15 protein-coding genes and 2 tRNA genes are annotated in these 20348 nt (G+C 65.4%); 8 read left to right on the top strand and 9 right to left on the bottom strand.

The window, feature by feature from the left end; genetic code table 11:
• Positions 1 to 14 precede the first annotated feature (14 nt).
• From QRN07_RS10080 to QRN07_RS10045, 8 genes are all read right to left on the bottom strand, one after another.
• Complete coding sequence (locus QRN07_RS10080) at positions 15 to 770, bottom strand: ABC transporter ATP-binding protein (RefSeq protein ID WP_050687275.1); 756 nt, start codon at positions 768 to 770, stop codon at positions 15 to 17.
• Entirely contained in the window at positions 767 to 3559 is a 2793-nt protein-coding gene (locus QRN07_RS10075; protein ID WP_285240975.1) for an FtsX-like permease family protein, read from the bottom strand. Before QRN07_RS10075 ends, QRN07_RS10080 begins: the two co-directional genes overlap by 4 nt.
• 201 nt (positions 3560 to 3760) lie before the next feature.
• A complete protein-coding gene (serA, locus tag QRN07_RS10070; protein ID WP_050687279.1) occupies positions 3761 to 5350 on the bottom strand; it encodes a phosphoglycerate dehydrogenase in 1590 nt (529 codons plus the stop codon).
• Between the two features lie 129 nt (positions 5351 to 5479).
• Positions 5480 to 6505 (bottom strand): ketol-acid reductoisomerase, encoded by a 1026-nt coding sequence (gene ilvC, locus QRN07_RS10065; protein WP_050687281.1) that lies wholly within the window; start codon positions 6503 to 6505, stop codon positions 5480 to 5482.
• 85 nt (positions 6506 to 6590) lie between these two features.
• Positions 6591 to 7103, bottom strand: coding sequence for an acetolactate synthase small subunit (gene ilvN, locus QRN07_RS10060; protein WP_050687283.1), 513 nt, complete (start codon positions 7101 to 7103; stop codon positions 6591 to 6593).
• Positions 7104 to 7105: 2 nt separating this feature from the next.
• Positions 7106 to 9013, bottom strand: coding sequence for an acetolactate synthase large subunit (locus QRN07_RS10055; RefSeq protein ID WP_285240974.1), 1908 nt, complete (start codon positions 9011 to 9013; stop codon positions 7106 to 7108).
• Positions 9014 to 9338: 325 nt separating this feature from the next.
• Complete coding sequence (gene ilvD, locus QRN07_RS10050; protein WP_050687288.1) at positions 9339 to 11060, bottom strand: dihydroxy-acid dehydratase; 1722 nt, start codon at positions 11058 to 11060, stop codon at positions 9339 to 9341.
• Between the two features lie 93 nt (positions 11061 to 11153).
• Entirely contained in the window at positions 11154 to 12128 is a 975-nt protein-coding gene (locus QRN07_RS10045; protein WP_285240973.1) for a LysR family transcriptional regulator, read from the bottom strand.
• A 149-nt stretch (positions 12129 to 12277) separates the two neighbouring features.
• On the opposite strand from QRN07_RS10045, the gene QRN07_RS10040 reads away from it, so the two are divergent.
• The 3 genes from QRN07_RS10040 (at position 12278) to QRN07_RS10030 (ending at position 14528) form a co-directional block, all read left to right on the top strand.
• A complete protein-coding gene (locus tag QRN07_RS10040; RefSeq protein ID WP_285240972.1) occupies positions 12278 to 13240 on the top strand; it encodes a sunset domain-containing protein in 963 nt (320 codons plus the stop codon).
• A 22-nt stretch (positions 13241 to 13262) separates the two neighbouring features.
• The gene (locus QRN07_RS10035; RefSeq protein WP_502934790.1) at positions 13263 to 14336 is read left to right on the top strand and encodes a PQQ-dependent sugar dehydrogenase; all 1074 of its coding nucleotides are present in this window, start codon (positions 13263 to 13265) and stop codon (positions 14334 to 14336) included.
• Positions 14337 to 14452: 116 nt separating this feature from the next.
• Positions 14453 to 14528 (top strand) — tRNA-Lys (locus QRN07_RS10030).
• A gap of 170 nt (positions 14529 to 14698) precedes the next feature.
• Here the strand turns inward: QRN07_RS10030 and QRN07_RS10025 are convergent.
• A complete protein-coding gene (locus QRN07_RS10025) occupies positions 14699 to 15151 on the bottom strand; it encodes a MarR family winged helix-turn-helix transcriptional regulator (RefSeq protein WP_050685493.1) in 453 nt (150 codons plus the stop codon).
• Positions 15152 to 15247: 96 nt separating this feature from the next.
• Here QRN07_RS10025 and bcp point away from each other — a divergent pair, with 96 nt between their 5' ends.
• The 5 genes from bcp (at position 15248) to QRN07_RS10000 (ending at position 20325) form a co-directional block, all read left to right on the top strand.
• A complete protein-coding gene (gene bcp / locus QRN07_RS10020; protein ID WP_050685494.1) occupies positions 15248 to 15721 on the top strand; it encodes a thioredoxin-dependent thiol peroxidase in 474 nt (157 codons plus the stop codon).
• A gap of 112 nt (positions 15722 to 15833) precedes the next feature.
• A tRNA-Leu gene (locus QRN07_RS10015) sits at positions 15834 to 15915 on the top strand.
• A gap of 294 nt (positions 15916 to 16209) precedes the next feature.
• Complete coding sequence (locus tag QRN07_RS10010) at positions 16210 to 16896, top strand: fasciclin domain-containing protein (RefSeq protein ID WP_050685495.1); 687 nt, start codon at positions 16210 to 16212, stop codon at positions 16894 to 16896.
• 176 nt (positions 16897 to 17072) lie between these two features.
• Complete coding sequence (locus QRN07_RS10005) at positions 17073 to 18743, top strand: ABC transporter substrate-binding protein (protein WP_197273560.1); 1671 nt, start codon at positions 17073 to 17075, stop codon at positions 18741 to 18743.
• A 79-nt stretch (positions 18744 to 18822) separates the two neighbouring features.
• A complete protein-coding gene (locus QRN07_RS10000; protein ID WP_285240971.1) occupies positions 18823 to 20325 on the top strand; it encodes a malate:quinone oxidoreductase in 1503 nt (500 codons plus the stop codon).
• Positions 20326 to 20348 lie beyond the last annotated feature (23 nt).

Genomic DNA, 20348 nt, shown 5'->3' with positions numbered 1-20348 from the left:
TGCGGAGGGACAGGCTAGATGAGTTCGGTCAGAGTGTCGCTGAGCCGGACCAGTTCGTGGTCGTGGGACGCCACCAGCACGGCGATGCCGTCGGAGGTGGTGTCCTTGAGGATGCTGATGATGCGGTTGGCGGAGGCACGGTCCAGGCTGGCCGTGGGTTCGTCCACCACCAGGACGCGGGTGCCCAGGATCAACGCACGGGCAATGGCCACCCGCTGGCGCTCACCGCCGGACAGCTGCGCGGGACGGTGCCGCATGCGGCGGCCCAGCCCCACCAGGTCCAGGAGGTCCTTGGCCATGTCCCGGCGCTGGTCCACTTCGCCGTCCGGAACGGCAGGGAGCAGGACGTTCTCCAGCGCGCTCATGCCGTCGATCAGGGCACCGCCCTGGTCGACGTAACCGATCAGCGCCCGACGGCGGTCGGCAATTTCGTCGTCGCCCATGCTTTCGAGCGAATCGCCTTCCCAGAAGACCCGGCCCGACGTCGGCAGCGTCAGTCCGGCGCCGACGGTCAGGATGCTGGTCTTGCCGGAGCCGCTGCGGCCGGCGACGCAGTGCATCTCACCGGCGTGCAGGGTCAGGTCGAAGCCCTCCACCACGCTGACGGCTTCGGCCCCGCCTTTGCCGCCGCCGTAACGGATGGTGATGTCGCTCAGTTCCAGCGGGGTGGCGTGGTCGGCGGCCTTGACGATGGTGTTCGCGCGGGTCTGCAGGGGCACCTCGCCGGCGCCGCCCCTGCGGCTCCGTTGGACATTCGTCGGGTTTGTCATTGGACCACTTTCGTTGCAATAGGTATCCAGCAAAGTACAGCCACCAGGCCGGCCACGCCGGCCCAGAGCGCGGCGTAGGGGGCCAGCAGCAGGCCTATGCCGAGAGCGCCCAGCACACCCAGGGGCAGGGCCACGGTTCCCACCAGGGCATTTTCGAACAGGCGCACCTGGCGGAGCATGTCCGGGTTCCAGCCCATGGCCGCAAGGATGCCCAGGTACTGCCGTTTGGCGTTCAGTTCGAAGCGTCCGGTGACCAGGGTAAGCACCAGGCCCACGGCCACCCCGGCGACTGCCAACAGGATGCTGGGAAGCGCAACGCTGGCTGCTGCCAGCCCGCTGAGGGCGCTGGCGCCCGCGGCCCGGGGGATGTCGATCAGGAGTGAGATCAGGCCGCCCACAGCGGCGCCGAACACGCCTACGGCGATGGCCAGCGACAGGGTGTTGAACTTGTTCGTTGCGAGCTGCCGGTTGGCGAAGGTCAGCGGTGAGTCAACGGGGATGAGCCGTTCGTCGTGCTGCGGTTCCTGGTCCACCACGTCCCGGTGGCGCAGCTGCTGCGCGGCAAACAGCGCAGCGCCGGCGTAAAGCACCAGGACGGCGGCCGTGACCAGGACCGTGGTGAGGCTCCAGCTGAGCAGGCTCAGCAGGGCACCGGCGGCGGCCAGGAGGATGGCTCCCACACCGAATTCGGCGAGCACCCAGCTGCGGATCCTACGCTGGGTCCAGCCCATGGCGCGGAGCGTGCCTGCCTCGGTGCGGCGCTTGCGGATGTAACTCACGGTGGATGCGCCGGTCAGCAGGGCTGCCCCGCACAGGGTGAGGAAGAGGAGGGTGATGTTGGTTCCGGACAGGGAACCCGTCACGGCGTCCGCGGCGTTCTGGCGGACCCAGGACTGCTGGACGGTGCCGAGCGCCGATTCCTTGCCGGCGTCGTCCTTGGAGTAGCCGGGGACGAAGATGCTGGCATCCTCCCGCGCGGAGCCTGCCACAACTGTGGCTTCCAGGCCCATGCTGCGGATGTCGGCGGCAAGCTTCTCCACCTCAGGCTGGGCTTCCTTCCAACTGCCCGGAGCGGTTGCCCGGACCCGGACGGCATCGATCACGGCAGCGTTTTCGGTGTAGCCGCGGGCGGCGGCCAGGCCGTAGTAGTCGGTGATGGCGCCGGCGGACTGGCTGGCCAGTCCCGTGGCGCTCAGGGAGGGCTGCAGTTCGGCGTTGGCAGCCTTGCCCTCTGCGTCCTTGACCAGCGAGAACGGGGTGGGGTCATAGCCGCCCAGGGGCAGCTTGTTGACGTCGCCGGCGGCCTGTGACACGGCGGCCGGATCGAAGGTGCCGTAAACCATGGCCAGCGGTGCTGCCAGCTTCTGGCCGGTGGCTACGCTGTCCCGGTAGGACCGCTCGTCCACGGGTTCACGCTGGGTCTGGTCCACGGGACCGCCGGTGGCGCTCTTCTCGGGCAGCCGGTTGACGGTGACCCACTCCCCCGGCACCGCGGTTTTGCCCTCGGCGCCGTTGGCGGCAGTTTCGCCGTCCTGGTACTTGGGGGCTGCCGAGAAATCGGTGCTCCACTTCGCCGGTGTGTAGAGGCCCTGGTTGAAGTTGCCGTTGCTGCCCAGGAGGGAGGAATGGTCCGTCGAACCGGGCCAGGAGAGAACAAACGGGTCCTTGGACACAAACGGGAGGTAATCCTTGCCCAGGGAGCGCGAAACGGTGCCGACGTCCTTGACCACCTTGCCGGCGTCGTCGATCTCCTCGATCTTGACGTTGTAGGTCAGGTCAAGGGACGTCCCGGACCGGACCACCAGCGGGATGGCCTGGGAGTCGGCGGTGAGCTCGCCGGTGCGCTTGGCCTGCTGGTACTGGGTCATCAGGGGCGCCCAGTACTTGAGCTTCACACCCAGGAAATCGGGGCCTTCTTCAAGTTCGGAAAGGTCAATGCCGTTGGTGAAGAGGCCTTCAAAGTAACGGCCCACGGCGCCGGCGTTGCGCGCATCGGCGGGCGGGGCCTTCTCCAGCGTTGCCAGGAAGTCTCCCGCGGTCCCCAGGAGGGCGCGTTCGGAAACAGGGTCGACGGCGACGACGGACTCTGTGACTTCGGGTGCCATGGGCAGGGCAACGGAGAGGTTGAAAAGGTTGTGTTCCGAGCCGCCGGCCGGGGACGGGAACTTGATGCCGGTCTCGTCCTCGGGCGCGGCGATGCGGATGCTGCTGCCGCCGCCGGCCTTTTCCTCGAGGAGTTTGGCCTTGCCGAGGGTGCCTTCAGCGGAGGATTTGAACAGGGTCTGCTCGGAGACGCCGTCGGAGCTGACGGCGCTGGCGGTGAGCCGGTACTTTTTGGCTTCGTCCGTCAGAACGGATTCCGCGGCCGGCCATTTGTCCGGCGCAGTGGCGCCGGTTGCCTGGTCAGCGGTCGCGGTGCCTGCCAGCCCGGAGTTGTAGCCGAGGAAGTCCATGGCGTCCAGGCGCGGCGTTTCGAGGTTCTGGGTCACGCGGGACACCAAGCTGATGGGAGCCGCCACGGCCGTGCCGGACAGTTTCCTGATGGCCTCCAGCTGGTCGAAGCCGATCCCGCCGGTTCCGGTGGCGATCTCCGGCTGCAGCAACGTGCCGGAAGACGCCTTGGCCTGGACCAGGACATCGTAGAGCCCCCGCGAATTTTCATCCACTGTCCGGTTAAGGGCCGCCTGCGACTGGCTTTGGACGAGGACCGACAAGCACATGGCTGCGATCAGAATGGCAGCGGTCAACAGCAGCACTTTGCTTCTGATGAACCTCTGGACGGCGTTCATGGAACTCCCTGAAACCTGGATTGCGTACGCACACATATGTCCGCCCGAGCCGGACATGGTCCATCGAGGACGATGTGCAAAAGGTATTGGCCGGCCTGCCGGCGCGGTCCTGAACCAGGACCAAGCCATTGTAAGCAGACCGGCCAATCATACGTGGCCCCGCCGGGGCGCGCCCAAGCGGAGCGGGAGCTACGGCGTTTCCTAGTCCTCGAGGTCCACTTCGCGCACCATCTCGGCGCCGATGCCGGCCTTAATGGCGTCCAGGACCTGCTGAGGCACGGAACTGTCGATGGTCAGCAGCGCCAGCACCTGCCCGCCTTCGTCGTGGCGGGCCACCTGCATGCCGGCAATGTTGATGTTGTTCATGCCCAGGATGTGGCCGATCGTGCCGATCACACCGGGACGGTCGGTGTAGGCAACCACCACCAGGTGCTCGCTGATGGGGATCTCCACCTCGAAGCCGTTGATGCCCACCAGCTTCTCGATCTGCTTGGGTCCGGTCAGGGTGCCGGCCACGGAAATCTGGGTACCGTCGCTGAGGGCGCCGCGCAGGGTCAGGACGTTCCGGTAGGACTCCGTCTCCGCCGTCGTGATCAGCCGCACGTTGATGCCGCGCTGCTCGGCGATGACGGGGGCGTTGACGTAGGAGACCTGCTCGGTCACAACGTCGGCGAAGATGCCCTTGAGTGCGGCGAGCTCGAGGACCTTGACGTCCAGGGAAGAGATTTCACCGGCAACTTCCACGTCGAACTGGGTCAGGGAGGCGTGGGTCAGGGCGGTGAAGATCCGGCCCAGCTTCTCGATCAGCGGGATGCCCGGGCGGACGTCGGGGGCGATCACGCCGCCGGCGACGTTCACGGCGTCGGGGACCAGTTCGCCGGCGAGTGCCAGCCGGACGGACTTGGCCACGGAGACGCCGGCCTTTTCCTGGGCCTCGTCGGTGGAGGCGCCCAGGTGCGGGGTGACCACCACGTTGTCGAGCTTGAAGAAGGGCAGGTCCGTGCTCGGTTCCTTAACAAAAACGTCGACGCCGGCACCGGCGATGTCGCCTGCCTGCAGTGCGGTGTAGAGGGCTTCCTCGTCCACCAGGCCGCCGCGGGCCACGTTCACCACGTAGGCGGTGGACTTCATCTTCTTGAACGCGTCCGCGCCCAGCATGCCCACTGTTTCGGGGGTCTTGGGCATGTGGATGGTGATGAAGTCGGCCTGGGCCAGGAGCTCATCCAGGGTGACCAGCTGCACGCCCAGCTGCGCGGCGCGGGCGGAGGTGATGTAGGGGTCGTAGGCAAGGATCTTGGTGTCGAAGCCCTTGAGCCGGGCAGCGACGAGGGCGCCGATGCGGCCCAGGCCGATGATGCCGATCTTCTTTTCGAAGAGCTCAATGCCGGTGTACTTGGAACGCTTCCATTCGCCATCTTTGAGGGCGGCGCTGGCCTGCGGGATGTGGCGGGCCAGGCTGAGGATGTGGCCCACAGTCAGTTCAGCGGCGGAGACGATGTTGGACGTGGGTGCGTTCACCACCATCACGCCTGCCTGGGTGGCGGCTTTGATGTCCACGTTGTCCAGGCCTACGCCGGCGCGGGCAATGACCTTGAGGTTCTTCGCCGCCGCGATGGCTTCGGCGTCCACCTGGGTGGCGGAGCGGACCAGGATCGCGTCGACGTCGGTGATCGCCGCGAGGAGCTGCGCGCGGTCGGCGCCGTCCGTCTGGCGGATTTCAAAGTCCGGGCCGAGGGCGTCGACGGTGGCGGGGGAAAGTTCTTCGGCGAGCAGTACTACGGGTTTTGACACGGCTGATCCTCTGCGTTGCAGTCCTGGGGATGGGAACAAGTCTAGGCGGACGGAAAGGCCGGGCTCACATTGTTAAGTGTGAACCCGGCCTCACCGTTGAAGGGATGTGATGCTCAGGTGGCGGCAGCCTTAGCGGGCTACGGAGCCGTCCACGTAGTCCTCATCCTGCTGCTGCCAGGCGAAGAGGGCGCGCAGTTCGCGGCCCACACCTTCGATGGGGTGCTGCTCGCCCTTGGCGCGCAGCGCCTTGAACTCGGGGCCGCCCTTGTCCTGGTCCTCGATGAAACGGGTGGCGAAGGCGCCGGACTGGATGTCGGCCAGGACGGCCTTCATGTTTTCCTTCACCTCGGGGGTGATGACGCGCGGGCCGGAAACGTAGTCGCCGTATTCAGCGGTGTCGGAGACGCTCCAGCGCTGCTTCGCGATGCCGCCCTCCCACATGAGGTCAACAATGAGCTTGAGCTCGTGCAGCACCTCGAAGTAGGCGATCTGCGGCTGGTAGCCGGCTTCGGTCAGGGTTTCGAAGCCGTACTGGACCAGCTGGGACACGCCGCCGCAGAGGACGGACTGCTCACCGAAGAGGTCGGTTTCGGTCTCTTCGGTGAAGGTGGTCTTGATAACGCCGGCGCGGGTGCCGCCGATGGCCTTCGCGTAGCTCTTGGCCAGGTCCCAGGCTGCGCCCGAAGCGTCCTGTTCGACGGCGATGATGTCCGGGATGCCGCGGCCGGCTTCGAATTCGCGGCGCACGGTGTGGCCGGGAGCCTTCGGGGCGATCAGGATGACGTCGACGCCCTCGGGTGCCTGGATGTAGCCGAAACGGATGTTGAAGCCGTGGGCGAAGGCGAGGGCCTTGCCTGCGCTCAGCTTGTCCTTGACGAAGTCGTTGTAGATGGAGCGCTGGTGCTGGTCCGGTGCCAGGATCATGATGACGTCGGCCCATTCGGCGGCGTCTGCAACGGTCTTGACGGTGAAGCCGGCTTCTTCAGCCTTGGCGATGGACTTGGAGCCCTCCTTGAGGCCGATGACAACCTCGACGCCGGAATCGCGCAGGTTCAGCGCGTGGGCGTGGCCCTGGGAGCCGTAACCAACGATGGCTACCTTGCGGCCCTGGATGATCGACAGGTCTGCATCGTCGTCGTAAAACATTTCAGTCACTTGCGTAACTCCTCTTGAGTGGTTTTGGTGGATCGGTGTTTACGGTGCTGCGGTTGCGGGCGGAGCGTCAGTCCCAGGCGGGTGCCTAGGCTGAACGCAACGCCCGGTCACTCATGGAGCGGGATCCCCGTCCAACGGCCAGGGTGCCGGACTGCACAATTTCGCGGATGCCGAAGGGCTCCAGCACTGAAAGCAGTGCCGTGAGCTTTTCGGGATGGCCGGTTGCCTCAATGACGACGGAGTCGGTGGAAACGTCAACCACTGAGGCGCGGAACAGGTCTGCAGCCTGGGTCACCTGCAGACGAGTGGCGGCATCCGCACGTACCTTGACCAGGATGTGGTCGCGCTGTACGGAAGATTCGGGGGTGAGTTCAACAATCTTGATCACGTTGATCAACTTGTTGAGCTGCTTGGTGACCTGTTCGATCAGGTCACCGTCGGCGTCGACCACTACCGTCATCCGGGAGATGCCCGGGACTTCGGTGGGGCCAACAGCGAGGGAATTGATGTTGAAGGCGCGGCGGGCGAAGAGGCTCGCCACGCGGGTCAGTACGCCGGGCTTGTCTTCGACCAGCACGGACAGTGTGTGACGGGTCATTGTCAGTCTTCCTCTTCCCAGTCCGGAGTCATGTTCCGGGCAAACTGGATCTGGTCGTTGCTCACGCCGGCGGGGACCATGGGCCACACCATGGAGTTGGGGCTCACCACAAAGTCGATGACCACGGGGCGGTCGTTGACCTCGAGTGCCTTCTGGATGGTGGCGTCGATGTCCTCGTCGCGTTCGCACCGGAAGGAGGCGCAGCCATAAGCATCGGCCAGCTTGACGAAGTCCGGAATGCGGACCGTGTCGTGGCCGGTGTTCAGGTCGGTGTTGGAGTACCGGCCCTCGTAGAAGAGGGTCTGCCACTGGCGGACCATGCCCAGCGAGGAGTTGTTGATGACCGCGACCTTGATGGGGATCTTGTTGATGGCGCAGGTGGCCAGTTCCTGGTTGGTCATCTGGAAGCAGCCGTCGCCGTCGATGGCCCAGACCACGCGGTCCGGGTTGCCCACCTTGGCGCCCATGGCGGCCGGCACGGCGTAGCCCATGGTTCCGGCGCCGCCGGAATTCAGCCAGGCGTGCGGGCGTTCGTACTTGATGAACTGCGCGGCCCACATCTGGTGCTGTCCCACGCCGGCGACGTAGACGCCTTCGGGGCCGGTGAGGGCGCCGATACGTTCAATGACGCGCTGCGGGGCGGACAGGCCGTCCTCGGGTTCGGTCCAGCCCAGCGGGTACGTTTCCTTGAGGTTGTTCAGGAACGCCCACCACGTGGTGGTGTCCGGGGTGCCCACGGCTTCGAACTGCGTCCGCACGGCCTCGGTCAGTTCCGGAATGATTTCCTTGACCGAACCCACAATCGGCACGTCGGCCGTGCGGTTCTTGGAAATTTCCGCCGGGTCGATGTCCGCGTGGATGATCTTGGCGTGCGGGGCGAAACTCTTCAACACACCGGTCACCCGGTCATCGAAGCGTGCGCCCAGCGTGATCAGGAGGTCTGACTGCTGCAGTGCGGTGACAGCGGAAACCGTGCCGTGCATCCCGGGCATCCCCATGTGCTGGGGGTGCGAATCCGGGAAGGCACCCTTGGCCATCAGGGTGGTGACCACGGGGGCGCCGGTTGCCTCGGCCAGGGCCATCAGCTCGGCGGAGGCGTGCGCTTTGACCACGCCGCCACCCACGTACAGGACGGGCTTGGATGCTGCGGCGATGAGCTTGGCCGCTTCGCGGACCTGCTTGTTGTGGCCGCGGGTCACGGGACGGTAGCCGGGCAGGTCCACCTTGGGCGGCCAGGAGAACGTCATCTGTCCCACCTGGGCGTCCTTGGCGACGTCGACCAGGACCGGTCCCGGACGCCCGGTGGATGCGAGGTGGAATGCCTCGGCCATAACGTGCGGGATGTCGTTGGGGTCGGTCACCAGGAACGAGTGCTTGGTGATGGGCATGGTGATGCCCACGATGTCAGCTTCCTGGAAGGCATCGGTGCCGATCACGCTGCTGGAAACCTGGCCGGTGATGGCCACCAGCGGTACGGAGTCCATGTGGGCATCCATGATGGCGGTAACGAGGTTGGTGGCACCGGGGCCTGAGGTGGCGATGCAGACGCCCACCCGCCCGGTAACCATGGCGTAGCCTTGCGCGGCGTGGCCGGCTCCCTGTTCGTGACGGACCAGCACGTGGTTCATGCTTGAGGCCATCAAGGGGTCATAGGTGGGCAGGATCGCGCCACCGGGCAAACCGAAAATATCGTCGACGCCGAGTTCTTCGAGCGAGCGGACAATAGCTTGCGAGCCGGACATCACCGTTGGGGGTACAACGGTGTTCGGCCCAAGGACAGGAGAGACAGCAGCAAGGTCAGCGACGACGGCGGCGTGATCGGCCGTCCGGTCGGCGCGTTCCGGAGCTTTGGGGGCTCCAGCGGACTTGGTAGCCATCAGCGAGGGGCTGATCGGCGATCCTTTGCTCATCGGACTCTTCCTTGTGGATCATGTGTGGTGCGTGGATGCTGCGGGAAATAAAAAAACCCCTCAGCCTGGTGGCTCTTCGAGGGGTTTGCGCGTGACGGTTCGTTGCCGGGGCTAAGGTGCCACGCGCTTGGTAAGGACGACGACGGTAACGAAAGTCATGCGTTCAGTGTTCCCTCTGGTGGGATACGTGTCAACGAGCCGCTGACCGATCTCACCATGTGGACGTCATTGTCCACTTCCTGAACGCCATCCCAACTGACTGGCAGTTGTTGTCGTTTTGACGGCTCAAAACGACAACAACTGCGAGTCAGTTGGGTGGGGGGTGCTAGCCGCAGTACGCGCCAGTCGAGGCGCTGTGCACCAGCTTGGCGTACTTGGCCAGGACACCCTTGGTGTAACGGGCCGGGAGCGGCTCCCAGCCTTCCTTGCGGGCTTCCAGCTCGGCCGGGTCCACCAGGAGGTCGAAGCTGCGGGCTGCGATGTCCACGCGGATCCGGTCGCCGTCCTTGACGAAGGCGATGGGGCCGCCGTCCACGGCTTCCGGTGCAACGTGGCCGATGCACAGGCCGGTGGTGCCGCCGGAGAACCGGCCATCGGTAAGCAGCAGGACATCCTTGCCCAGGCCGGCACCCTTGATGGCACCGGTGATCGCAAGCATTTCGCGCATGCCCGGACCACCCTTGGGGCCTTCGTAGCGGATCACCACAACGTCGCCGGCCTGGATCGCGCCCTTGTCGAGGGCCTCGAGGGCACCCTGTTCACGCTCGAAGACGCGGGCGGTTCCCTCGAAGACGTCGGCGTCGAAGCCGGCACTCTTAACAACGGCGCCTTCCGGGGCCATGGTGCCGTGCAGGATGGTGATGCCGCCGGTCTTGTGGATGGGGTTGTCCAGCGCGCGCAGGATCTTGCCGTCCACGTCCGGCGGGTTGATCGCTGCGAGGTTTTCGGCAACGGTCTTGCCGGTGACAGTGAGGCAGTCGCCATGCAGCAGGCCGGCGTCGAGCAGTGCCTTCATGATGACCGGCACGCCGCCGATCTTGTCGACGTCGGTCATCACGTAGCGGCCGAACGGCTTCAGGTCGCCCAGGTGCGGGATCTTGTCACCGATGCGGTTGAAGTCGTCGAGGGTCAGGTCCACCTCGGCTTCGCGGGCGATTGCCAGCAGGTGCAGGACGGCGTTGGTGGAACCGCCGAAGGCCATGGTCACGGCTATGGCGTTCTCGAAGGCCTTTTTGGTCATGATGTCGCGGGCGGTGATGCCCTTGCGCAGCAGGTTAACCACTGCTTCGCCGGACTTGCGGGCAAATTCATCACGACGGCGGTCTGCCGAGGGCGGCGCTGCCGAACCGGGCAGGGACATGCCCAGCGCCTCACCGATGCAGGCCATGGTGTTGGCCGTGTACATGCCGCCGCAGGCGCCTTCGCCGGGACAAATGGCCTTTTCGATGCGGGTGAGGTCCTCAAGGCTCATCTTGCCGGCGGCGCAGGCACCGACAGCTTCGAAGGCGTCAATGAGCGTGACTTCCTTTTCGGAGCCGTCTTCGAGCTTGACCCAGCCGGGCATGATCGAGCCGGCATAAAGGAAGACGCTGGAGAGGTCCAGGCGGGCGGCTGCCATCAACATGCCGGGCAGGGACTTGTCGCAGCCGGCCAGGAGCACGGAGCCGTCGATGCGCTCGGCCTGCATCACGGTTTCGACGGAGTCGGCGATGACTTCGCGGGAAACGAGCGAGAAGTGCATGCCCTCGTGGCCCATGGAGATGCCGTCGGAGACCGAGATGGTGCCGAACTGCATGGGGAATCCGCCGCCGGCGTGGACGCCTTCCTTGGCGCCCTGCGCGAGGCGGTTCAGCGAAAGGTTGCAGGGGGTGATTTCATTCCAGGAGCTGGCGACGCCGACCTGCGGCTTCGCGAAGTCGTCATCGCCCATTCCCACTGCACGGAACATGCCGCGGGCGGGGGCAGCGTGGATGCCGTCGGTGACGACGCGGCTGCGGGGCTTGATATCGGGTGTTTCCGTTGCTGCGGTTTGGGTGTCCTGACTCATGAGGAAAAGTCTATGACTCCCCGTGGCGGCGAAACGACCGGCCCGGCGGGTTTGTGCCCATTTTCCTCAATATTTCGATCAGATAGTGGACTTTCATCTCGCATTTTGAGACAAGGGTACCCTGGCCGCCCGCGCCAAGTGGCCGGAATCACTTTCGCGGGTACCGGTGGCCACCGCCTCCGCCTCGAGCACCAACATGCTGAGCACGTCCCTGATGGTGGTGCGCTCGGCCACGTCGGGGCGGAGCAGCGCCACGATGCTCCGGCGCGCAGCCACTCCCACCAGCGGCCGAAGGACGAAGCCCCGCGACTCATTGCCGGCCGCGGTATAACGGGGCAGGAGCGACAAGCCGTGTCCGGCACTCACCAGGGCCTCAAGGACGCGCAGGTCCGGATACAGCTGGGCGCGGACGGCCGGGGCGCCGGCCTGCTTCTCAATCTGCTTCAGTACGGCGTCAAACGGGAACCCTTCCGGAACCCCTATCCAGGGGTAACCCACCACATCCCTGGCCGTGACCCTGCTCCTGGCCGCCAGCGGATGCCCGGACTGCATGGCCACGTCCAGCGGCTCCTCCAGCAACGGCACCACCACAAGCCCGTTCCGGGCAAAGACCTCCGGGCCGTCCACGCTGTGCGCCAGGACCAGGTCGTAATCCGCGGCCAGGCCGGCGAAGCCGGCGACGCCCGGGTCCTCGAAGCACGCCTCCAGCCGCAGGCCCGGAACGGACTGGACCCGGTGCAGCAGTCCGGGCAGGAACATTTCGGCCGCGCTGGGGAAGAAAGCCGCCCGGACGTGGGCCTGCCAGCCGCGGCGGTAGGTATCGATGGTGGCTTCAGCCCTGGCCATGGCCGTGGATACTTCCGCGGCCGCCGTCGCCATGGCCCGGCCCGCCTCGGTCAGCCGGACGCCCCGTCCCGATTTTTCCACCAGCACCACGCCCAGTTCGTCCTGCAGGGTGCGCAATTGCTGGGAAACCGCCGACGGCGTCACGCGCAGGGCATCGGCGGCGGCGCCCACGGTGCCGCGGTCCGCTACTTCCCGGAGGATCTGAAGCCGCTTAAAGTCCATGCCATGAGGCTACGGGACGCCTTGACTTCCCAGCCGTCGCGGAAACCCTGACGGGGTGCCCGTTGCGGCTTCACCAGTCTGGACAGCGGTGGTCCCCCAACGTAGCGTCAGGGGAAAGGCTCCATCCGTGACAGACCAAAGGATTTGCTGTGGACATCGTTTTCTGGATCATTCTGATTGTTGTCATCGTGGGCGTGGTCTGGTGGCTGATGAACCGGTCCCGGTCCTCCGGAGCCGCTTCCGACGCCCCGCAGCGCCCGGCAGACGGCGCCTTGTCCGGCGGCAGCTCAGCGGCTTCCGCTGCGGCCGCCGGAACCACGGGAATACCCACGGTGGCCGGGTTTGGCCAGCCTGCCGGGCCAGCCGCCCCCACCACCGCCGAAGACCCGGTGCCCACTGCCGGCGAAGCTGCAGCCCGCGAAGTGCAGCCTGCTGCCGTTCCCGAATCCGCAGTGGTTCCCGAGCCCGCCACGGAGCCCGCGCCTGCCTTGGCGCCCGAACCGGCTGCAACTCCCGAACCGGCTGCAGAGCCTGAACCGGTTGTAGTTCCTGAACCCGCTGCAGCCGCCGCCCACGCCAATGCCCAGGACGAGGCCGAATGGGAAACGCAGTGGTCGGAGGCCAGCCCTGCGGCCGGCTCGGAAGCAGCGGGCAGCCCCGCGCCCGAAGTCCCGGCAAGCGTGGCGCCGGAAGCAACACCCACCCACCATTCCGAATACACGGACCCGCACTCGCCCACGCTGCCCGGAGCAGAGTCCGGCGCAGGCGAGGATGCGGCACCGGAGGCAGCCCCACCGGCAGCCGCCGCAGGAACAGTCCGGCCCGACGCGGCCGCCGCAGAGACGGCCGACAGGACAGCATCCTCGGCACTGGTGGAAAACGGAGCCAGCCACCAGCAGGCCGCCGGCGGGCCGTACGGCGAAGGATCAGCAGCTGCCGCCGGCGACGGCACCGGCCCCGGCGGTTTCACCGTTAAGGGGGATGGCGCTGCCATGACCTACTACGAAGAGGGACACCCTGAATATGAGGACGCTGCCGCCAGTGTCTGGTTCGAATCCCCCGCCCACGCGGAGGCTGCCGGTTTCCGCGCACCCCGGCGCCGCCGGCTCTAAGCCGCCACGGCTGCCGGCCGTCCTGGCCGGGCTGGCCGGGCTGGCCTGCAGCCTGTCACTTGTCCTGGCGGGGTGCACCAACACCACTGACAACCGGCCCACGGGCAGCAGCACCGTCCCACCGGCCACAGCCGGCTGGTCGCCTGTTGTCGCGGAACGCCTCACTGTGGGACTGCAGACCCCGTGGGCTGCAGTTTTCCTGCCGGACGGGACGGCACTCATCTCTGAGCGCGACAGTGCCAGGCTCAAGGCCGTCCGCAACGGCGCCGTCACCGTGGTGGGCCAGGTTCCCGGCGTTGCCGCCGGCGGGGAAGGTGGCCTGCTGGGCCTTGCCCTCTCCCCCGGTTTTGCCGCCGACAGGTACCTCTACCTCTACCTCACGGCTGCCGAAGACAACCGGGTGGTCCGGGCGCGGGTGGAGGAAACGGCCGACGGCGGGCTGGCCCTGGGTGCCCCGGAGGCAGTTTTCACCGGCATCCCCAAAGCCGGCACGCACAACGGCGGCCGGATCCGCTTTGGTCCTGACGGCTTCCTCTACGTGGCCACAGGCGACTCCCAACGTCGGGACCAACCACAGGACCCCAATGCCCTGGGCGGGAAAATCCTGCGCCTGACCGCCGACGGACAACCGGCGCCGGGAAATCCTTTCGGCAACGCCGTGTACAGCCTGGGGCACCGCAACGTCCAGGGCCTTGCCTGGGACGGCTCGGGGCAACTCTGGGCCAGCGAGTTCGGTCCGGACAAGGATGATGAGCTGAACCTGATCCTCCCGGGCGCAAACTACGGCTGGCCCGAGGTCACCGGGGCACCGCAACGGCAGGGGTTCCAGGACGCGAAGGCCGTGTGGCCCAGCACTGCGGAGTCCTCGCCCAGCGGCCTGGAAATCATCGGATCGACGGCCTACCTGGGGGCACTGCGCGGGCAGCGGTTGTGGACCGTCCCGCTTGAAGGCAACGCGGCGGGAGATCCTGTGGCCCATTTCACACGGGAGTACGGCCGGATCAGGGATGTTGTGCGGGCGCCGGATGGACGCTTATGGCTCCTGACCAACGGCCAAAACCCTGATTTTGTGCTGATTCTGGCGCTCCAGGGCTGACCCGGGAGCTGCTCCGGACGCCGATTTCACATGCACCGGAAGTTCGTGTAGAGTTTCATGTCGTTGCGGAGATCAACCGGGAAAGAAAAGCCCGGAAAGATCAAGGCAAAGAAGATGCACCTCTAGCTCAATTGGCAGAGCAATTGACTCTTAATCAATGGGTTCCGGGTTCAAGTCCCGGGGGGTGCACCACTGGGAAAACAGCCTCCGGCTTGCGGAAACGCAAACCGGGGGCTGTTTTGTTTGTGCCTACAGCTGCCCGGCAGGCTGCCGGCCAGTCGACGGTCCGGGCACAAAAAAGCGGCCACAGCCCATGGGCTGCAGCCGCGCGCTTCCGGCTCCAACGGCCGGCCAGCAGGACGTTACGGCGTGTTGTCCACCAGCGCAGCGGTACTGGGCGCCACAGCGAACTGGCTGGCCAGTTCGCGGACCACTGCCTGAAGTTCCTGGCGGAGTACATCCGGGTCAATGGAGGCTGAGGCCAGGACGGAGCGTTCCATCTCAACTGCGGCGGAGACGGCTTCCTTGCCACGGTCCGTCAGCGAAACCACGTGGCTGCGGCGGTCCGAGGTGCTGCGGACCCGCACGATATGCCCGTGCGACTCCAGCCGGCTCAGCGTTTTGCCCATGGTCTGGGCCTGGACCCGGACGTATTGTGCAAGCTGGGCCTGCGTCATGGGGCCTTGCGCGTCCAGAACCTCAATGGCGATGACACCGGCGTGCGTCAGGCCGATGGCCGCGAGTTTCTCGTTCCATGAGTGTTCAACGAGGCGCGCGGCAGTGGACAAGAGGCGCCCCGTGGGCCAGTGATCCATATCAGGCATGGAATCAAGTATAACCAACCAGGGATTAGCACTGTCCCCCACCCGTTACTAGGCTGGTGTGTCCCGCACGCGACAAGGAGATAAACAGTGGCTGAAAGACTGACTGCCGGCGACAACGCGCCCGGCTTCACCCTCAAGGATTCCACCGGCAAGGACACGGCGCTGGCCCCCCGGCCCGGCCGGAACACCATCGTCTACTTCTACCCGGCGGCAGCCACACCAGGCTGCACCAAGGAAGCCTGCGACTTCCGCGACAGCCTGGCCTCCCTCCAGTCCGCGGGCTATGACGTACTGGGCATCTCCCCCGACCCTGTCGCCAAGCTGGCGGCTTTTGTCGATAAGGAAGGGCTGACCTTCCCGCTGCTCTCCGACGCGGATCACGCGGTTGCCGAAGCCTACGGCGCGTGGGGCGAGAAAAAGAACTACGGAAAAACCTACGAAGGACTGATCCGGTCCACCGTGGTGGTGGACCCGGACGGCAAGGTATTGGTGGCCCAGTACAACGTCCGTGCCACGGGCCACGTCGCCAAGCTGCGCAAGGACCTGAAGATCGATTCCTGACACGTCGCGGCGGCCGGACACAGTACTGCCGCGACGCTACAATGGAACGAAAGCCTCCACCGTCCTGCATTGCACCGCCTGTTGCGGCTAATGGAATTCGGTGGGAGGGCAAGCGCGAGTGGTGAAATTGGCAGACACGCAGGATTTAGGTTCCTGTGCCTTCGGGCGTGGGGGTTCAAGTCCCCCCTTGCGCACACAATGTAAAAGGTCCTCCCGGCAATGTGCCGGGAGGACCTTTTGGTTTAACTTCCATCGCCTGGCCGCCGGCGGGATGGGGATGCCGCGGAATCACGGCCCTGACGGCCCATGGCGGCGGCGTATTCCGTGTTTGAAAAAAAGATTTGGAAATCCACCCATCCCTCTCGGCACAGCTGCCGAATACCCATTGAGACACCGGCCGAGGGGCAGGTGCCCACCAGCCAGATAAACCCGGCAGGGAAACTTCATTTCCTTTCCCGGAAAATGCAATAAACCAAGGAGAAACCAAAATGCAGACTATTAAGCGCACAACTTTCACCGTCGCAGGCGTTGCTGCTGCAGCTCTGCTCAGCCTGACGGCATGTGGTGGAACCAGCACCCCGGCCGCCTCCTCTGCACCGGCGGAGTCGCCGTCCTCGATGGCCACCAGCATGGCACCGTCACCGTCGGCGTCATCGTCGGCCAGCGCCGACACGATGGATCCGGCAGCCAACCTGGTGGGCCCCGGTTGCGCCGGTTACGCCGCACAGGTTCCCACGGGTGCCGGCTCCGTTGAAGGCATGGCCCTTGATCCGGTCGCTGTTGCCGCCTCCAACAACCCCATCCTCACCACCCTCACCGCTGCCGTCTCCGGCAAGCTGAACCCGAAGGTGGACCTGGTGGACACCCTCAACGGTGGCGAATTTACGGTCTTCGCACCGGTGGATGACGCCTTCGCCAAGATCGACGCCGCCACCATCGAAACACTCAAGACCGATGATGCCCTGCTCAGCAAGATCCTGACCTACCACGTTGTTCCCGGCCAGATCACCCCGGACAAGATCGCCGGCACCCACGCCACGGTCCAGGGCGGATCCGTCACGGTTGCCGGCAGCGGCGACGCCCTGACGGTCGACGGCGCCAACGTGATCTGCGGCGGCGTCAAGACCAAAAACGCCACCGTTTACCTCATCGACTCGGTGCTGATGCCCAAATAAGTCCCGGCCACCTTCGGAACTGCAGCATCACTGAAGCCGGGTCCACTCGCTGGAGTGGACCCGGCTTTGCTGCGCCCGGCGCCGTGCCCCACCTCCGAGGCAGCGGCGGCACCTTCTATTAGACTGGGATCCGGCCCGCACATCGCGGAGCCGGCAAATCCAGAGGTGATAAACGAGTGCCCAGCAGTACTTCCCGGCGGACGGTGATCAAAAGCGGCGCCCTCCTCCTGGCACTGGGTGTGACCGGATGCACGGGCGTCCCGTCCCCGTCGCCGTCGTCGGGTTCCCCCAGCTCCGCCGCTGCCGCTGAACCCGGCGCCACCTTCAACTTCGGCACGGCCGCGCAGCCCCTGGGGCTCGACCCCGCATTATCCAGCGATGTTGAGTCGCAGCGCATCACCCGCCAGATCCTCGAAGGCCTGGTGGGCGTGGACCAGACCACCGGCAAACCAACGCCCCTGCTCGCCACCGAGTGGACCGAATCCAACGAGGGCCGGACCTACACCTTCAAACTCCGCGGCGGTGTCACGTTCCACGACGGCACACCCTTTGACGCGGAAGCCGTGTGCACCAACTTCAACAGATGGTTCGCGTTCTCCCCGGACCTGCAGCGGCAGGCGCCCGGCAGCTCGTTCAAGGGTGTTTTCAAGGCCCACGCCGATGAACCGGACCTGTCCATCTTCAAAAGCTGCACGGCCCTGGCAGCGGACACCGTGCAGCTGGACCTGACCCAGCGGTTCACCGCGTTCCTGCAGGCCCTGACACTGCCCGCGTTCGCCATCGCGTCCCCCGCTGCCCTGGCCGCCGGCAACGCCAACGTCCTGGACCGGCAGAAAAGCGGCCAGCCGCTGTCTGCCTTCGGCACCAACCCTGTGGGTACGGGCCCGTTCAGCCTCAGCAGCTGGGACGAGGGCAGCGTTACCCTGGTCACCAATTCCTCCTACTGGGGGGACCGCGGCCAGATCGGCACCATCAATTTTATGGCCTACGACCACCCGCAGACCCGCCTCCAGGCATTGCTGGACGGCAAAATCGACGGCTACGACGCCGTGACCGTGGGCAACTTTGACCAGTTGGTCAAGCGCGGCAAGCAGATCGTCCAGCGCGATCCGTTCTCTGTGATGTACGTGGGCATGAACCAGGCAGTCGGCATCCTGGCAAACCTCAAAGTCCGCCAGGCGATCGAGCTGGCCATCGACAAGGAGACCCTGATCCGCAGGTTCTTCATCGACAACACGGCCAAGGCCACCCAGTTCGTGCCGCCCAAAATCAGCGGCTTCAACAACAACGCACCGGAACTTGGGCACGACCTTGCCAAGGCCAAGCAGTACCTGAAGGACGCAGGCTACGCCGGGGAAGAACTGAAGTTCTACTACCCCTTGAACGTCACCAGGCCCTACCTCCCCACGCCGGAAAAGGTGTACGCCGAGATCAGCCGGCAGCTGACCGCTGCCGGCTTGAACATCCGGCCCGTTCCCGTGGAGTGGTCCGAGGGCTACCTCCAGAAGGTCCAGTCCCCCGGCGACCATGCCCTGCACCTGCTCGGCTGGAACGGCTCCTATTCGGACGCGGAAAACTTTGTTGGACCCCTGTTCGGGGAGAAGAACGGCGAGTTCGGCTATCAGGACCCGCAGGTCTTCTCCAAGATCAACAGGGCCCGCAGCATGCCCGAGGGGGAGGAACGGGATGAGCAGTATCACACCATCAATGACCAGATCGCTGCGACGGTCCCGGCCGTGCCCATCGCCTTCCCCATCTCCGCCCTGGCCCTCTCGGACCGTGTGGTCAGCTATCCGGCGTCCCCTGTCTTAAACGAAGTTTTTACAAAGGTCCAACTGAAGCCTTGACGCGCTGCCCCAATTTCAGTATGTAGGCAGACCGGGGATATTCTGTGACAGCCAGAGCCGCTGCAATCGGAGACTGATCGTGACTTTCATTTCCAAGACCCACCATGCCGACGTTGTCCTGATCGGCGGTGGCATCATGAGCGCCACGCTCGGGGCATTCATCAAGCAGCTGGAACCCAATTGGACCGTTTCGCTGTTTGAACGCCTGGACGAGCCGGGGCTGGAAAGCTCGGATCCGTGGAACAACGCAGGCACCGGCCACGCCGCCCTCTGCGAACTGAATTACTCGCCCGCGGCCAAGGACGGTTCGGTGAGCCCGTCGAAGGCGCTGGTCATCAACGAACAGTTCCAGCTGTCGCGGCAGTTCTGGTCCCATCTGGTGGACCAGAAGCTGATCGGCTCCCCCAAGGGCTTCATCAACACCGTGCCGCATATGAGCTTCGTGATCGGCGAGGACCACACCAAATTCCTGAAGACCCGCTATGAGGCGTTGAAGCCGCACCCGCTCTTCCGCAGCATGGAGTACTCCGAGGACCACGCGCAGATCGCCAAATGGGCACCGCTGATCGTCAAGGGCCGCGACCCGAAGCAGCGCGTTGCCGCAACCCGTGCAGCCGAGGGGACCGACGTCGACTTCGGTGCACTCACCCGTGAGCTGACCACGTACCTGGGGAACAACGGCGTCGAAATCAACTACGGCCATTCCGTCACCGGGATTTCCAAGGCGTCCGACGGCGGCTGGGACCTTTCGCTGAAATACCCCAAATCCGGGGAACACAGCAAGATCCACGCCAAGTTCGTCTTTGTGGGCGCGGGCGGTGGCGCACTCCACCTCCTGCAGGCCTCCGGGATCCCCGAGAGCAAGGGCTACGGCGGGTTCCCCGTCTCCGGCCAGTTCTTCCGCTGCACCGATGAGGACATCGCCGCCCAACACAGCGCCAAGGTGTACGGCCAGGCCTCCGTAGGCGCCCCGCCCATGTCCGTCCCGCACCTGGACACCCGGTACGTCAACGGCAAGCGCTCCCTGCTGTTCGGCCCGTACGCCGGTTTCTCCACCAACTTCCTGAAAAACGGCTCGTACCTGGACCTGCCCCTGTCCATCCGGCCCAGCAACATCATTCCGATGCTGGCCGTGGCCAAGGACAACATGGACCTCACCGCCTACCTGGTTAAGGAAGTGGCCAAGCGCCACGGCGACAAGGTCGAGGCCCTGCGCGAGTACTACCCCGAAGCCAAGGACGGCGACTGGGAACTGATCACCGCCGGCCAGCGTGTACAGATCATCAAGAAGGATCCACAGAAGGGCGGCATCCTCCAGTTCGGTACTGAAGTGATCGCCGGCCGCGACGGCTCCATCGGCGCCCTCCTGGGTGCCTCGCCCGGAGCCTCCACCGCTGTTCCCATCATGATCGAACTGCTGCATAAGACGTTCCCCAAGAACTTCAAGGGCTGGCAGGGCAAGCTCAAGGAAATGATGCCCGGCTACGGCGTCAAGCTTGACGAGAACCCGGAGCTCGCCGCCGAACTCGAGATGGCCACGGCGTCCTCGCTGCAGCTGGAAGGCGTTTCCGCCGGCCGCTGACCCCAGGTCAGCGCAGGCACCGC

Source organism: Pseudarthrobacter sp. MEB009 (assembly GCF_030208875.1).
GTDB lineage: Bacteria > Actinomycetota > Actinomycetes > Actinomycetales > Micrococcaceae > Arthrobacter.
The sequence above is the reverse complement of the archived record's forward strand: the minus strand, read 5'-3'. Positions and strand labels throughout refer to the sequence as shown.